The organism is Actinomadura sp. SCN-SB (assembly GCF_043906805.1).
Lineage (GTDB): Bacteria > Actinomycetota > Actinomycetes > Streptosporangiales > Streptosporangiaceae > Spirillospora.
On sequence record NZ_JBIMPP010000012.1, the window covers coordinates 123,464 to 136,312 of the forward strand.

13 protein-coding genes are annotated in these 12,849 nt (G+C 73.8%); 8 read left to right on the top strand and 5 right to left on the bottom strand.

Features of this window, described 5'->3' with window-relative positions; genetic code table 11:
• Positions 1 to 27 precede the first annotated feature (27 nt).
• The gene (locus ACGWYJ_RS10950) at positions 28 to 711 is read left to right on the top strand and encodes an alpha/beta family hydrolase (protein ID WP_395105710.1); all 684 of its coding nucleotides are present in this window, start codon (positions 28 to 30) and stop codon (positions 709 to 711) included.
• 81 nt (positions 712 to 792) lie between these two features.
• Here ACGWYJ_RS10950 and ACGWYJ_RS10955 read toward each other — a convergent pair whose 3' ends face one another.
• Positions 793 to 996 carry a DUF5999 family protein gene (locus ACGWYJ_RS10955; protein WP_285693697.1) on the bottom strand — a complete coding sequence of 68 codons (204 nt, stop codon included), beginning with the start codon at positions 994 to 996 and terminating at the stop codon, positions 793 to 795.
• Positions 997 to 1,359: 363 nt separating this feature from the next.
• On the opposite strand from ACGWYJ_RS10955, the gene ACGWYJ_RS10960 reads away from it, so the two are divergent.
• From ACGWYJ_RS10960 to ACGWYJ_RS10970, 3 genes are read left to right on the top strand one after another with little or no spacing between them, the layout of a single operon-like run.
• Positions 1,360 to 2,088 (top strand): (Fe-S)-binding protein, encoded by a 729-nt coding sequence (locus ACGWYJ_RS10960; protein ID WP_395105712.1) that lies wholly within the window; start codon positions 1,360 to 1,362, stop codon positions 2,086 to 2,088.
• Entirely contained in the window at positions 2,085 to 3,602 is a 1,518-nt protein-coding gene (locus ACGWYJ_RS10965; RefSeq protein WP_395105713.1) for a lactate utilization protein B, read from the top strand. Before ACGWYJ_RS10960 ends, ACGWYJ_RS10965 begins: the two co-directional genes overlap by 4 nt.
• Positions 3,599 to 4,240, top strand: coding sequence for an LUD domain-containing protein (locus ACGWYJ_RS10970; protein ID WP_285693699.1), 642 nt, complete (start codon positions 3,599 to 3,601; stop codon positions 4,238 to 4,240). The genes ACGWYJ_RS10965 and ACGWYJ_RS10970 overlap by 4 nt, the downstream gene beginning before the upstream one ends.
• Here ACGWYJ_RS10970 and ACGWYJ_RS10975 read toward each other — a convergent pair whose 3' ends face one another.
• Positions 4,241 to 4,837: a TetR/AcrR family transcriptional regulator gene (locus tag ACGWYJ_RS10975; RefSeq protein ID WP_395105715.1), complete on the bottom strand. Its 597-nt coding sequence runs from the start codon at positions 4,835 to 4,837 to the stop codon at positions 4,241 to 4,243.
• Positions 4,838 to 4,980: 143 nt separating this feature from the next.
• Here ACGWYJ_RS10975 and ACGWYJ_RS10980 point away from each other — a divergent pair, with 143 nt between their 5' ends.
• Together ACGWYJ_RS10980 and ACGWYJ_RS10985 are read left to right on the top strand one after the other, a co-directional pair.
• On the top strand, positions 4,981 to 5,403 hold the full coding sequence (locus ACGWYJ_RS10980; protein ID WP_395105717.1) for a plectin: 423 nt from the start codon (positions 4,981 to 4,983) through the stop codon (positions 5,401 to 5,403).
• Between the two features lie 185 nt (positions 5,404 to 5,588).
• Complete coding sequence (locus ACGWYJ_RS10985) at positions 5,589 to 6,269, top strand: maleylpyruvate isomerase N-terminal domain-containing protein (protein WP_395105719.1); 681 nt, start codon at positions 5,589 to 5,591, stop codon at positions 6,267 to 6,269.
• A gap of 39 nt (positions 6,270 to 6,308) precedes the next feature.
• On the opposite strand, the gene ACGWYJ_RS10990 is transcribed toward ACGWYJ_RS10985, so the two are convergent.
• The 3 genes from ACGWYJ_RS10990 to ACGWYJ_RS11000 all read right to left on the bottom strand — a co-directional run bounded on the left by ACGWYJ_RS10990 (position 6,309) and on the right by ACGWYJ_RS11000 (position 8,710).
• Positions 6,309 to 7,691: a nitrate/nitrite transporter gene (locus tag ACGWYJ_RS10990; RefSeq protein ID WP_395105721.1), complete on the bottom strand. Its 1,383-nt coding sequence runs from the start codon at positions 7,689 to 7,691 to the stop codon at positions 6,309 to 6,311.
• Positions 7,692 to 7,871: 180 nt separating this feature from the next.
• Entirely contained in the window at positions 7,872 to 8,114 is a 243-nt protein-coding gene (locus tag ACGWYJ_RS10995) for a hypothetical protein (RefSeq protein ID WP_285693704.1), read from the bottom strand.
• Positions 8,115 to 8,215: 101 nt separating this feature from the next.
• Positions 8,216 to 8,710 carry an NUDIX domain-containing protein gene (locus ACGWYJ_RS11000; protein ID WP_395105723.1) on the bottom strand — a complete coding sequence of 165 codons (495 nt, stop codon included), beginning with the start codon at positions 8,708 to 8,710 and terminating at the stop codon, positions 8,216 to 8,218.
• Positions 8,711 to 9,036: 326 nt separating this feature from the next.
• Between ACGWYJ_RS11000 and ACGWYJ_RS11005 the strand changes: the two genes are divergently transcribed.
• Positions 9,037 to 11,148: a molybdopterin oxidoreductase family protein gene (locus tag ACGWYJ_RS11005; RefSeq protein ID WP_395105725.1), complete on the top strand. Its 2,112-nt coding sequence runs from the start codon at positions 9,037 to 9,039 to the stop codon at positions 11,146 to 11,148.
• Complete coding sequence (locus ACGWYJ_RS11010; RefSeq protein ID WP_395105726.1) at positions 11,145 to 12,650, top strand: FAD-dependent oxidoreductase; 1,506 nt, start codon at positions 11,145 to 11,147, stop codon at positions 12,648 to 12,650. Before ACGWYJ_RS11005 ends, ACGWYJ_RS11010 begins: the two co-directional genes overlap by 4 nt.
• Positions 12,651 to 12,849: the final 199 nt, after the last annotated feature.

The following is a 12,849-nucleotide window of genomic DNA, read 5'->3' on the forward strand; positions in this document are numbered from 1 at the left end:
CGGGCCGCACCGGCTACCGTGAGCGGCATGAAGGTCGAGACGGTCCAGGGCGTGGCGGAGGTGACCCTGGACGGGCCCGGCGGGCCCGGCGGGCCCGCGGAACCACGGTTCCTGCTGGTGCTGACGCACGGCTCGAACGGGGGAGTGGACGCGCCCGACCTGCTCGCCGTCAGGGACGTCGCGCTGCGGCTCGGCGGGGTGGTCGCGAGGGTGCTCCAGCCGTTCCGGGCGGCGGGCCGCCGCGCGCCCGGCTCGGCGGCGCGGCAGGACGCGGCGTGGCTGGAGGTCATCGGGGCGCTGCGGGACCGGTTCGGCGCGCTGCCGCTGGTCCAGGGAGGCCGCAGCAACGGGGCGCGGGTCGCCTGCCGGACGGCGGGCGCGGCCGGGGCCGTGGGGGTGGTCGCGCTGGCGTTCCCGCTCGTCCCGCCGGGGAAGCCGGACCGGTCACGGGCCGGTGAGCTGCGGGAGGCGCTGGAGGCGGGCGCGGAGGTGCTGGTGGTGAACGGTGACCGGGACCCGTTCGGCGTGCCCGGCGCGGCGGACGCCACGAAGGTCGTGGTGCTGCCGGGTGAACGGCACGAGCTGGCGAAGGATCCCGAGGCGGCCGGGGCGGCGGCGGAGCCGTTCCTGCGCCGCTGGGCGGCGCAGGACGCGGCGGGAGTGCGCGGGAGGCGCGCTGTCGATCAGGCTGTCGATCAGATCGGCCCCTGAGGGCCGGCGGGCTGTCCCCCGAGAACGGTCATCGCTGCGGGTCGGTCTGTTCCGTCCTGTCCGGTCCGTCCGGTCCGCGGGTCAGGCCGCGGACGGCTGGCGGAGGTCGGTCGGGCGGTGCGGTGCGATGATTCCCCCGTCGGGCAGCAGCTCACCGGTGTCCTCGAAGAGCACGACGCCGTTGCACAGGAGGCTCCACCCCTGCTCGGGGCGGGTGACGAGCGTCCGTGCGGCGTCGCGGTTGGGGTCTTCGGCCGAGGGACAGGGTGGCTGGTGCGGGCACATGGTGTGCCTCCGGTCTTGGTTACTCGGTTGCGGTCGTTCCTTCTGACGCCCTCAAGTGTGGAACGGTTCGCGCCGGGGCGGCCATAGCCCGTTGGGACGGTTGCGAGGTGGTACCGGAGTACCGTCCGGCTGTGACCCTTCTCACCCTGCGGTGTCAGGCCCAGCGTCCCTCGCGGCGGAGGGCGGCGCCGCGCCGACACGCCGACGGATCGGCGAACCTTCCGGGATTCGGTGTGAAGCTCCAGGTCAAGAACGGTCCGGATGACGCCTTCCGCCGGGCCGGCCCGCTCGTTCTGCCCAGGTGGCGGCCCGTCCCGCTCTACGATGACCCACGGGGCAGGGCCATGGGGGGAGGTGAGCTGCATGCGGGTCGCGCTCTTCGTCGCGTGCTTCAACGACGCGCTGTTCCCCGGCACGGGCCGCGCCGTGACGGCCCTGCTCGAACGGCTCGGGCACGAGGTGGTGTTCCCCGCCGACCAGACCTGCTGCGGGCAGATGCACTGGACCACCGGCTACCACCGGGAGGCCGCGGGCCTGGCCCGGGGTTTCACCGAGGCGTTCGGGGGCGGCGACGTCATCGTCACCCCGTCGGCGTCGTGCGCGGCGACCGTCCGGCACGCCTACCCGCGGATCGCCGAGGCCGCCGGGGACCCCGGCCTCGCCGACACCGCCCGTGACCTGGCCGTCTACGAGCTCGCCGAGTTCCTGGTGGACGTGCTGGGCGTCACCGACGTGGGGGCCTCGTTCCCGCACCGGGTCGCCTACCACCCGACGTGCCACTCCCTGCGGTCCCTGGCCTTGGGGGACCGGCCGCTGCGGCTGCTGCGCCAGGTCAAGGGCCTGGAGCTGGTGGAGCTGCCGGCCGCCGGGGAGTGCTGCGGGTTCGGCGGGTCCTTCGCGATGAAGAACGCGGACGTGTCGGTGGCGATGGTGGCCGACAAGGTGCGGCACATCCGGGAGACCTCGGCGGACGTGGTGTGCGCCGTCGACAACTCCTGCCTGGCCCATATCGGCGGCGCCCTGTCGCGGCTGCGCGGCGGCGTCCGGGTCGCGCACCTGGCGGAGATACTCGCGGGAACCGAGGCCACATGACTCCGTCCTTCGAGAGATCCTCCGCGGGGACGACCCCCTCCTCCCAAGGTCCAGGGGCCGCGGCCGGGCCTGCCCGGGACCGCGCGCCGAAGTTCTCGGCGGCGGCCCGGACGGCGCTGGCCGACACCCGGCAGCGGGCGAACCTCGCCGCGGCCACCGCGGCGCTGCGGGCGCGGCGGGCCGCCGCCACCGCCGAGGCGGACGACTGGGAGCGGCTCCGCGAGGCCGGGCGGGCGATCAAGGATCTGACGCTGCTCAACCTGGACGCCTACCTGGAGGAGCTGGAAGGGGCGGTGACCGCGGCGGGCGGCACCGTGCACTGGGCCGCCGACGCGGCCGAGGCCGGGCGGATCATCACCCGGCTGGTGCGCGACACCGGCGAGACCGAGGTGCTGAAGGTGCGCTCGGCGGTCGCCCAGGAGATCGGGCTGGACGAGGCGCTGCGCCGCGCCGGCATCGTCCCGCGCGACACCGGGCTGGCCGAGCTGATCGTCGGCCTGGAACCGGGCGACCGGCCGTCCCACATGCTGTACCCGGCGATGCACCGCAACCGGGCGCAGGTGCGGGAGCTGTTCGCCCGTGAACTGCCCGGCGCGCCCGCCGACCTGCCCGACGACCCCGAGATCCTGGCCGAGACCGCCCGCGCCCGGCTGCGCGAACGGATGCTGCCCGCCAAGGTGGCGATCTGCGGCGCCAACTTCCTGGTCGCCGAGACGGGGACGGCGGTGCTGGTGGAGTCGGAGGGCAACGGGCGGATGTGCCTGACCCTGCCGGACACGCTGATCACCGTGGCGGGCCTGGAGAAGACCGTGCCGACCTGGGCCGACCTGGAGGTCTTCCTGCAGTTGCTGCCGCGTGCGGCGGCAGGGGAGAGGATGACCGCGGCCACCTCCACCTGGACGGGCGTCACCCCCGGCGACGGGCCCAGCGCCTTCCACCTGGTGCTGGTCGACAACGGGCGCACCTCGGCGCTGGCCGACGAGGCGGGACGGGCCGCGCTGCGCTGCATCCGCTGCTCGGCGTGCCTGGACGTGTGCCCGGTGTACGAGCGGACCGGCGGCCATCCGTACGGGCCGGTCCACCCGGGGCCGATCGGTGCCGTCCTGACCCCGCTGACGCGGGGCGTGGAGAGCGCGGCCGACGCGTCGCTGCCCTACGCCTCCACGCTGTGCGGGGCGTGCGCCGACGTGTGCCCCGTCAAGATCGACATCCCGGACCTGCTGGTCCGCCTGCGGGGCCGGGTGGTCGAGTCGCGCCGCCGCCGTCCGGTGCCGACCCCCGAGCTCGCGATGATGCGGACGCTGGCGTGGACGCTGGGCGACCGCCGCCGCTATGAGGTGGCGCTGCGGCGCGGCACCCGGTGGGCGCGGCTGCTGTCGCGCGGCGGCCGGATCCGCCGCCTGCCGGGCCTGCTCGGCAAGTGGACCGACGCCCGGGACGTGCCCGCGCCGCCCGCTCAGAGCTTCCGTGCCTGGTGGGAGTCCCGTCCCGGACGGCCAGGGGGGCGGCGATGAACTCCCGCGAGCGGATCCTGGGACGGGTACGCGAGGCGCTGGGGCCCATGCGGGGCACACAGGTCCCGGTGCCCCGCGACTACCGGCGCCGGATCAGCGAGCGGGAGGCCCCCACCAGGGCGGACGTGGTCGCGCTGTTCACCGAGCGGGTCGCCGAACGGCGCGTGTCGGTCCGGCATGTCAGCGCCGACGAGCTGGCCACCGGCATCGCCGCCGCGCTGTGGGGCCGGGAGGCCAAGCGGATCATCGCGCCTCCCGATCTGCCGTTCGGGTGGCTGGCCGGGCTGGAGGGCGTCCAGGCGCAGGCCGACTCGCCCCCCGCCGACGCGGGCGTCCTGGACACCCTGGACGGGGTGGTCACCGGGTGCGCGGTCGCCATCGCGCAGACCGGCACGATCGTCCTGGACGGGGGACGCGCCCAGGGGCGCCGCGCCCTCACGCTCATCCCCCCGTACCACCTGTGCGTGGTGCACGCCGACCAGATCGTGGGGACCGTTCCGGAGGCGGTGGCCAGGCTGGACCCGTCCCGCCCGCTCACCTGGCTCAGCGGGCCCCCGGCGACCGCCGACATCGAGCTGGAGCGCACGCCCGGCCTGCACGGGCCGCAGATCCTGGACGTGTTCGTCGTCGAGGACTGATCAGGGGTTCACGCCCGCCAGGACGAGGTCGAGCCCGGCGAGGAAGCGGCCCTCCCAGTCGACCGGGCCCTCCGGTTCCGCGGCCGTGAGCGTCGTCTCGCCGTCGGGGCCCGTGCCGCGCACCTCCAGGGCGGCGTGGCCGATGACGTACGACAGCAGGGTGTGCGCCGCGACGGTGGCCTGTGCCTCGGGGACGCCGCCCTGCCGGAGGACCTCCCGCAGGGACGCGGCGGTCGACGCGAGGGCGGGCGGGTTGCGGCGGGTGACCAGCAGCGGCATGACCCCGGCGTGGCTCAGCAGGCGGTCGCGGTAGGAGCGGGCCCATCCGCGCAGGGCCTCCCGCCAGCCGGCGGCGCCGGGGGAGAGGCTCGCGGGGGCGTCGGCCACGTGCGCGACCAGGCCGTCCAGCAGCTGTTCCTTGCCCCGGGGCAGGTGGTGGTAGATCGCCATGGCCTCGACCTCCAGGGCGTCGCCGAGCCTGCGCATGGTGAGGCGGCTCAGCCCCTGCCCGTCGACGATCTGGAGGGCGGTCTCGATGATGCGCTCGGTGGACAGCGGCGCGCGGTGCTGGGCGTTGATCGCTGGTTGCCGGACCATGGATCGACCTTACTGCGTAAAGGGCCGTGGCCGGGTGTCCGGCGACGCGACACGCCGGGACGCGCGTACGCTGTCACCGATCGCCAGGAAGCGCCGGACCCGTTCACCGGACCCGGACCGTCACGGAACACGAGGAGCACCCCATGCCGCTGGGCCGCCGCAAGAGCAAGGACGTCGCGGAACTGATCGAGGCCGATCGGGAGCTGGCCGGCACGTACCGTGACAGGCTGGCCGAGGCGAACGAGGCGGAGGAGGCGCTGCGCGCCGCGCAGGCCGCCGGCGGCACCGATGTGGGGCCGCGCGAGGAGGCGATCGCGTTCGACCGGGCGCTGACCGCCGCGCTGCTGGCCGCGGAGGCGGCCGAGCGGGTCGCGGCGGGGCCGAAGGCGTACGCGCCCGAGGGCGCCGACCCCAAGACGCGCCGGGCGGCCGAGATCGCCTACCGCAAGGCCAAGGCGAAGCCGTCGGTGCGCCCGTGGACGGAGGAGGTGGACCGGCTGCGCACCGCCCGGGAGGCGCACCGGCTGAGCTACCGGACGGTCCCCAACACGGCCGCGTCGGTGTAGCCCGGGAGCCGGGACGGGCGGGGGGTGACACCGCGTTCATGGTTGGCACCTGACGCGGATCTTTGAGAATCTACCCACCCGGGGAGCGGGGAAGACCCGGGTGGGGTGGTACGCGCCGGGTGAGACTCATATGTTCCCTGGCGGAACGGGGAACCGGCACGGTGTTCTGATCGCGGGGGGATGCATTGGAGCGGACGCCGCCTGACCGGGATCGCGTCCTGGAGTCGTACCGGGACGGGGTCCGGGCGATCGGCGTGTTCGCGGACCGGGTGACGGACTGGTCCGCGCCGACCCCCTGCGCGGAGTGGCTGGCGATCGACCTGGCCGGCCATCTGCGGTGCGTGGCGGAGAACTACCTGGAGTACCTGCGGGACGCGCCGGACAGCCGGCTGGCCAAGCTGTTCGCCAGGGACTCGGCCGCGGCGGTGCTGATCCGGCAGCAGGCGCGGCAGAACGCGGCGGAGCTGGCGGTGCTGCCGGCGGAGCCGGGAGGCGACCGGATCCTGGCGTTCCAGGTGTCGGCGAGCGCGTACGCCGATCTGCTGCCGGACATGTGGGACCGCACCCATCTGATCTACCGGGGCGCCAAGTACACGGTGGGGGATCACGCGGGGGCGGCGTGCGTGGAATGGCATCTGCACGCGTGGGATCTGGCGCGGTCGGTGGGTGCCGACTACCGGCCGGAGGATCCGGGGCTGCTGGTGTCGGCGTGGCACTGGGGCGTGCCGCATCTGCCGTTGGCGGCGGGGGACGCGTGGGAGTCGGTCCTGCGGTCGTCGGGTCGTTCGCCGCTGTGGCCGGGCGGGCCGGAGGGCGGGGAGCGGCGGCGCCCGGCGCGGCTGGCGCGCCGGGCCCCGTCCATCTGAGCTGAGCTCGGGCTCGTTCTTTGCCGGTCGTTGGGCCCTTCAGACGCCGACGAGCTTCTTGGGGTGGGTCCTGATGTAGATCAGCCAGGTCAGGGCGAAGCACAGCGCGTAGAAGGCGATGAAGGCGATGTAGGCGGCGTCCCCGGTCTTGTAGGTGAGGAACGACTGGCGGAAGGCGATGTTGACCAGCACGCCGCCGAACGCGCCGATGGCTCCGGCGATGCCGATCAGGGCGCCGGCCAGGCGGCGGGCCTCGTGCTCGGCCGCGTCCGGGTCGCCGCCGTTGGCGACGCCGAGCTGGGCCTTGGCGCGGAAGATGGCCGGGATCATCTTGTAGGTGGAGCCGTTGCCGATGCCGCTGAAGACGAACAGCAGGATGAACCCGGTGAGGTAGAGGGGCAGCGAGTGCCGCTGCGACGCGGCGAGGACCACGGCGGCAGCGGCGGCCATGGCCACGAAGTTCCAGAAGGTGACGCGGGCGCCCCCGGCCTTGTCGGCGAGCCAGCCTCCGACGGGGCGGATCAGGGAGCCCAGCAGGGGGCCGAGGAAGGTGAGGTAGGCGGCCTCGATCGGGGTGGCGAACTCGGCCTTGAACTCGACCTGCAACACCTGGCCGAAGGCGAACCCGAAGCCGATGAACGAGCCGAACGTCCCGATGTAGAGGACGGACATGATCCAGGTGTGCGGGTCCTTGGAGACGTCCCGCATGGCCCGCTTGTCGTTGCGGGCCTGGGACAGGTTGTCCATGTAGAGGGCGGAGCCCAGGGTGGCCAGGACGATGAACGGGATGTAGATGCCCGCGACCAGTCCGGGGCTGCCGCTGCCCGCGGTGGCCAGCACCAGCAGGCCGACGAGTTGCACGACGGCGACGCCGAGGTTGCCGCCTCCGGCGTTGACGCCCAGGGCCCAGCCTTTGAGGTGCTGGGGGTAGAAGGCGTTGATGTTGGCCATGGAGGAGGCGAAGTTGCCGCCGCCGACCCCGGCGACGGCCGCGAGGACGAGCAGGGTGCTGTAGGAGACGCCCGGCTCGATGAGGAAGGCCGCCAGGATCGAGGGGACCAGCAGCAGCGCCGCGCTGAAGATCGTCCAGTTGCGGCCGCCGAACTTGGCGACGGCGAAGGTGTAGGGGATGCGCAGCGCGGAGCCGAGCAGCGCGGGGACGGCGGTGAGCACGAACTTGCCCGCCGGGTCGATGCCGTAGGCGGGGCCCAGGAACAGCACCAGCACGGACCACAGGGTCCACACCGAGAACCCGATGTGCTCGGAGAAGATCGAGAAGATCAGGTTGCGGCGGGCCACGGTGGCGCCGCCGTTCTCCCAGAATCCGGGGTCCTCGGGCCGCCAGTCGTCGATCCAGTGGCCCTTGAGGCGGGTCAGCGGGCGACCGCGGCCTCCCGGTTTGAGGTCGGTGGTGACGGTCATCGGGACTCCTCGTGGTCGGTTCGTCACCACGCAAGTTAGGAATCCCGGATTTCACGGGCGTGTGTCGCGTAATGCGCGAGTGATAATTCCACTGCACCGCATACCGTCCCCCGTTGTGAGGGCTGCGGTCATTCGGGGTCTTTGTGGGGCGACCCCCGCACCCCCGAGACGAGCGGTCGCTCAGACGTGATCCGCGACCATATCGGCGACGCGGGGGACGGACTCGCGGGCGCAGTGGGCGCTGCAGTAGAAGCGGCCGTCGACCTGCATGCCGTGGCCGATGATGCGGCACTGGCAGTGCTCGCAGATCGGCGCCATCTTGGTGATCGCGCATTCGAAGGAGTCGAAGGTGTGCACGGCGCCCTGGGCGTGCACCTCGAAGCTCATGTCGTAGTCGTTGCCGCAGACCTCGCACGTCGCCATGGAGGGTCCTCCCTGTGGACGGTGTCGCTCATGATCCTTCAGGGTCCGCTCCTACCCGTTCGGGACGCGGCCTACCGCCCGGGGCGTCCGCGGGCGGGCGCTCAGCCGGGGGTGAGGGAGCCGAAGGTGGGCTCGACGCCGTCCTCCAGGTAGATGGCGCGGCGTTCGGCCAGGCCGCGCAGGCTGGGCGGCATGCGGCGGGCGATGTGCGGCGGTGCCAGTTCCTCGACCTTGTCGGGGGCGACCATGACGTGGCCGGACAGTTCCTCGGGCGGCAGGCGGAGCGCGGCGAGCTGCGCGGCGGTGATGGTGCCGGCGAACACGAAGACGTTGACCGCGTCCACGCCGTCGCGTGGCGGGCCCCAGTCGACGCACACCAGGCCGTCCAGACGGGGGACGAGGCCGAGTTCCTCCTCGCATTCGCGCACGCAGGCGGCCAGCGGGGACTCGCCGTCCTCGATGACCCCGCCCGGCAGGAACCAGCCCTGCTTGTAGGTGGGCTTGACCAGGAGCACCTGTCCCAGGTCGTCCAGGAGCAGGGCGGCGGCGGCGCCGCGGGTGCGGGGAAGCGAGGCGTAGTAAGCGAGGTCGGGCATGCTCCGAGGTTAGGCGTGCCGGGGGCGTGGCGGGGTGCGGGCGGGCCGGTTCGCGCGCGGCCCGGGCGGGCGGCCAGCGATCCGTTCGATCATCGTGCGGGAAGTGACGAATGGTCATTGACAATGGTCGACAACGCTTGACACGTGATCGTCAATGGTCTCCGTCGTGGCCGGCGGGCTCGGGGAAGGGCCGTGGTGAGCCCGTGCCGGAGGCGCCGGGGCGCACCCCGTTTGACCTTGGCCAACGCGTCCGTGTGAAGGGCTTTTAACATCGGGGTCACGTGCGGGACGCAGGGGCGAAACGGCGCCCGCACACGCTCGGTCCCATGACCGAGACCCCGACGCACTGCCCGTACTGCGCGTTGCAGTGCGGCATGTCGCTGGGACACGATGCCGCGGAGGGCGGGCGGGTGCCGTTGCGGGTGGTGCCCCGTGAGGACGTGCCGGCCAACCGCGGCGGGTTGTGCCAGAAGGGTTGGACGTCCACCGAGATGCTCGCCGTGCCCGACAGGCTGACCACGCCGCTGATGCGGGCCTCGCGGGACGCGCCGCTGGAGCCGTGCTCCTGGGACGAGGCGCTGGAGCGGATCGTGTCGGAGGTCACGCGGCTGCAGGGCGCGTACGGCCCGGACGCGGTGGCGGTGTTCGGCGGTGGCGGTCTGACCAACGAGAAGGCTTACCAGCTGGGCAAGTTCGCCCGGGTCGCGCTGCGCACGTCGCAGATCGACTACAACGGCCGGTTCTGCATGTCCTCGGCCGCGGCGGCGTCGGGACGGGCGTTCGGGATGGACCGGGGGCTGCCGGGGCCGATCACCGATCTGGGCCGGGCGGACGCGGTGCTGCTGGCCGGCGCGAACGTGGCGGAGACGATGCCGCCGTTCATGCGGCACCTGACCGAGCTGCAGAAGGCGGGCGGCGCGCTGATCGTGGTCGATCCGCGCCGTACCGCCACGGCGCGGCGGGCCGACCTGCATCTGCAGCCGACGCCGGGCACGGATCTGGCGCTGGCCAACGGGCTGCTGCACCTGGCGATCGTCGAGGGGCTGGTGGACGAGGCGTACCTCGCGGAGCGCACCTCGGGGTTCGAGGCGGTGCGGATGGTCGCCAACGCCTACATGCCCGAGCGGGTCGAGCGGATCACCGGGGTGCCCGTGCCGTACATGCGGGAGGCGGTGCGGCTGCTGGCGGGCGGGCGGCGGCGGTCGTACATCCTGACGGGCCGGGGCGCCGAGCAGCACGCGCGCGGCACGGACATGGTGACCGCGTTCATCAACCTGGCGCTGGCGCTGGGCCTGCCGGGGCGGGAGGGCTCGGGGTACGGGTGCCTGACCGGGCAGGGCAACGGGCAGGGCGGCCGGGAGCACGGGCAGAAGGCCGACCAGCTCCCCGGCTACCGCAAGATCGACGACCCGGTGGCGCGCGCGCGGGTCGCGGCGGTGTGGGGCGTGCGCCCCGAGGACCTTCCGGGGCCCGGACGGTCCGCCTACGAGCTGCTGTCGGCCCTCGGAACGCCGGGCGGGCCCAGGGCGCTGCTGCTGTTCGGGTCGAACCCGGTGGTGTCGGCGCCGCGCTCGTCGTCGGTCGAGGAACGGCTGGACGCGCTGGACTTCCTGGCCGTGGCCGATCTCGTCCCCTCGGAGACCGCGCGCCGCGCCGACGTCGTGCTGCCCGCCGCGCAGTGGGCGGAGGAGTCGGGGACGGTGACCAACCTGGAGGGACGGGTGCTGCGGCGCAGGCGGGCGGTGCCGCCGCCGCGCGGCGTCCGGACCGACCTGGAGATCCTGGCGGTGCTGGCCGACCGGCTGCACGCGCCCGGCACGTGGAGCACCGAGCCCGCCGAGGTGTTCGAGGAGTTGCGGGAGGCCAGCGCGGGCGGCCCGGCCGACTACTCGGGCATCACCTACGAGCGGATCGAGAAGGAGGGCGGGGTGTTCTGGCCCTGCCCCTCGGAGGGGCATCCGGGGACGCCGCGTCCGTTCCTGGACCGGTTCGCCACCCCGGACGGGCGGGCCCGCATGGTGCCGGTGGAGCACGGCGGCGCCGCCGAGGACGTCGACGCCGACTACCCGGTGTATCTGACGACGGGCCGGGTGCTGGCGCAGTACCAGAGCGGCGCGCAGACCCGGAGGGTGCGTCCGCTGGTGGAGGCGGCGCCCGAGGCGTTCGTGGAGCTGCACCCGGATCTGGCGGGGCGGCTGGGCATCGAGGACGGCGGCGGCGTGCGGGTGGCCAGCCGCCGGGGCGAGGCGACGGTGCGGGCGAGGGTGACCGAGACGATCCGCGGCGACACGGTGTTCATCCCGTTCCACTGGGCGGGCGAGGGCCGGGCCAACCTGCTGACCAACCCGGCGCTGGACCCGACGTCGCGGATGCCGGAGTTCAAGGTGTGCGCCGTGCGGCTGGAACCCCTGGCGGAGGGAGAGGGAGGTAGCCGGTGAGCGGGATCGTCGTCGTCGGGAACGGCATGGCGGGGTCGCGGCTGGTGTCGGAGATCCGGGAGCGGGACCCGCGGGTGCCGCTGACGGTGTTCGGCGCCGAGCCGCGGCAGCCCTACAACCGGGTGCTGCTGTCGAACGTGCTGGCCGGCGCGACGGGCCCGGACCAGATCGGCCTGGTGGACCCCGCCTGGTACGAGGCGAACGGGGTGGACGCGCGGCTGGGGGTGGAGGTGGTGCGGATCGACCGTGCCGCCAAGGTCGTGCACGGCTCGGACGGCGGCGCCGTCCCGTACGGGACGCTGGTGCTGGCCACGGGCAGCCGGTCGGTGGTGCCGCCGATCCCCGGCACCCGGCTCTCGGGGCGGGACGGGCTGCCCGCGGGCGCGGTGACGTTCCGGACCCTGGACGACTGCGCGGCGATCATCGAGGCGGCGTCGGGGGCGCGGCGGGCCGTGGTGGTCGGCGGCGGGCTGCTGGGCATCGAGGCGGCGCGCGGCCTGGCCGGGCGGGGGCTGGAGGTGACGGTGGTGCACCTGGCCGGTCACCTGATGGAACGGCAGCTGGACCCGGGCGCGGGGAAGGTGCTGGCCCGTACCCTGGGCCGCCTGGGCGTCCAGGCACGGGTGGACGCCAACGTCACCGCCCTGCGCGTCCAGGACGGGCGTGTGACCGGGGTGGAGCTGGCGGCCCGCGACACGGCGCCGGGTGAGGGGACGCCTGCCCATGGAACGCCGGGTGCCGAGACGCTGGACGCCGACCTGGTGGTGATCGCCTGCGGTGTGCGGCCGGAGGTCGGGCTGGCCCGCTCGGCCGGCCTGGAGGTCGACCGCGGGATCGTGGTGGACGAGACGCTGCGGTCGGTGACCGACCCCTCGATCCGGGCGATCGGGGAGTGCTCCCAGTACGGCGGGGAGGTGTACGGGCTGGTGGCGCCCGCGTGGGAGCAGGCGGCGGTGCTGGCCGACCTGCTGACCGGGGCGGACGCGGCGGCCAGGTTCACCGGGGCGCGGCAGATCACCCGGCTCAAGGCGACCGGCGTCGATCTGGTGGCGATGGGGGAGACCCATCACGGCGACGACGATCCCGAGGTGGAGATCATGAGCTTCGCCGACGCGGGCCGCGGCACCTACAAGAAGGTCGCGATCCGGCGGGACCGGCTGATCGGGGCGATCCTGCTCGGCGAGACCAGCACGGCGGGCACGCTGACGCAGCTGTACGACCGCGCGGCGCCGGTGCCGGCCGACCGGCTCAGCCTGTTCTTCCCGGGCATGGGCGGCGCGCGGCCCGCCGATTCGCCGGTGCGGATGCCCGACGCGGCGACCGTGTGCCACTGCAACAACGTCACGAAAGGCCGAATTCGCGCGTGCTGGGAGAATGGCGCCCGTACCGTCGAGGAGGTGTGCGCGCGGACCCGCGCCGGCACCGGATGCGGCGGCTGCCGGGACGCCGTGGAGGGCATCGTGGGCTGGCTGGGCGAACAGGAGTCGGTGCCCGCGGGCTGACCCGCGCCGCCCTCCTCCGGGACCGTCTGGGAACCGCCTGGAAACCGTCTGGGACCGCCGTGATCCGTCGCGATCACGGCGGTTTTTCTCTTTTGCGTGAACACCGCCGAAGGCGCCGCCGCGTTGATTGCGGGATGACCACGATTCGATGACGAAGTGAGGCCCTTTTAACACGCCGGTGACAAAGGAGACGCAACCG

Coding starts and splice junctions, on each gene's coding strand:
- ACGWYJ_RS10950 (WP_395105710.1), top strand. CDS start 28: ATGAAGGTCGAGACGGTCCAGGGCGTGGCGGAGGTGACCCTGGACGGG.
- ACGWYJ_RS10955 (WP_285693697.1), bottom strand. CDS start 996: ATGTGCCCGCACCAGCCACCCTGTCCCTCGGCCGAAGACCCCAACCGC.
- ACGWYJ_RS10960 (WP_395105712.1), top strand. CDS start 1,360: ATGCGGGTCGCGCTCTTCGTCGCGTGCTTCAACGACGCGCTGTTCCCC.
- ACGWYJ_RS10965 (WP_395105713.1), top strand. CDS start 2,085: ATGACTCCGTCCTTCGAGAGATCCTCCGCGGGGACGACCCCCTCCTCC.
- ACGWYJ_RS10970 (WP_285693699.1), top strand. CDS start 3,599: ATGAACTCCCGCGAGCGGATCCTGGGACGGGTACGCGAGGCGCTGGGG.
- ACGWYJ_RS10975 (WP_395105715.1), bottom strand. CDS start 4,837: ATGGTCCGGCAACCAGCGATCAACGCCCAGCACCGCGCGCCGCTGTCC.
- ACGWYJ_RS10980 (WP_395105717.1), top strand. CDS start 4,981: ATGCCGCTGGGCCGCCGCAAGAGCAAGGACGTCGCGGAACTGATCGAG.
- ACGWYJ_RS10990 (WP_395105721.1), bottom strand. CDS start 7,691: ATGACCGTCACCACCGACCTCAAACCGGGAGGCCGCGGTCGCCCGCTG.
- ACGWYJ_RS10995 (WP_285693704.1), bottom strand. CDS start 8,114: ATGGCGACGTGCGAGGTCTGCGGCAACGACTACGACATGAGCTTCGAG.
- ACGWYJ_RS11000 (WP_395105723.1), bottom strand. CDS start 8,710: ATGCCCGACCTCGCTTACTACGCCTCGCTTCCCCGCACCCGCGGCGCC.
- ACGWYJ_RS11005 (WP_395105725.1), top strand. CDS start 9,037: ATGACCGAGACCCCGACGCACTGCCCGTACTGCGCGTTGCAGTGCGGC.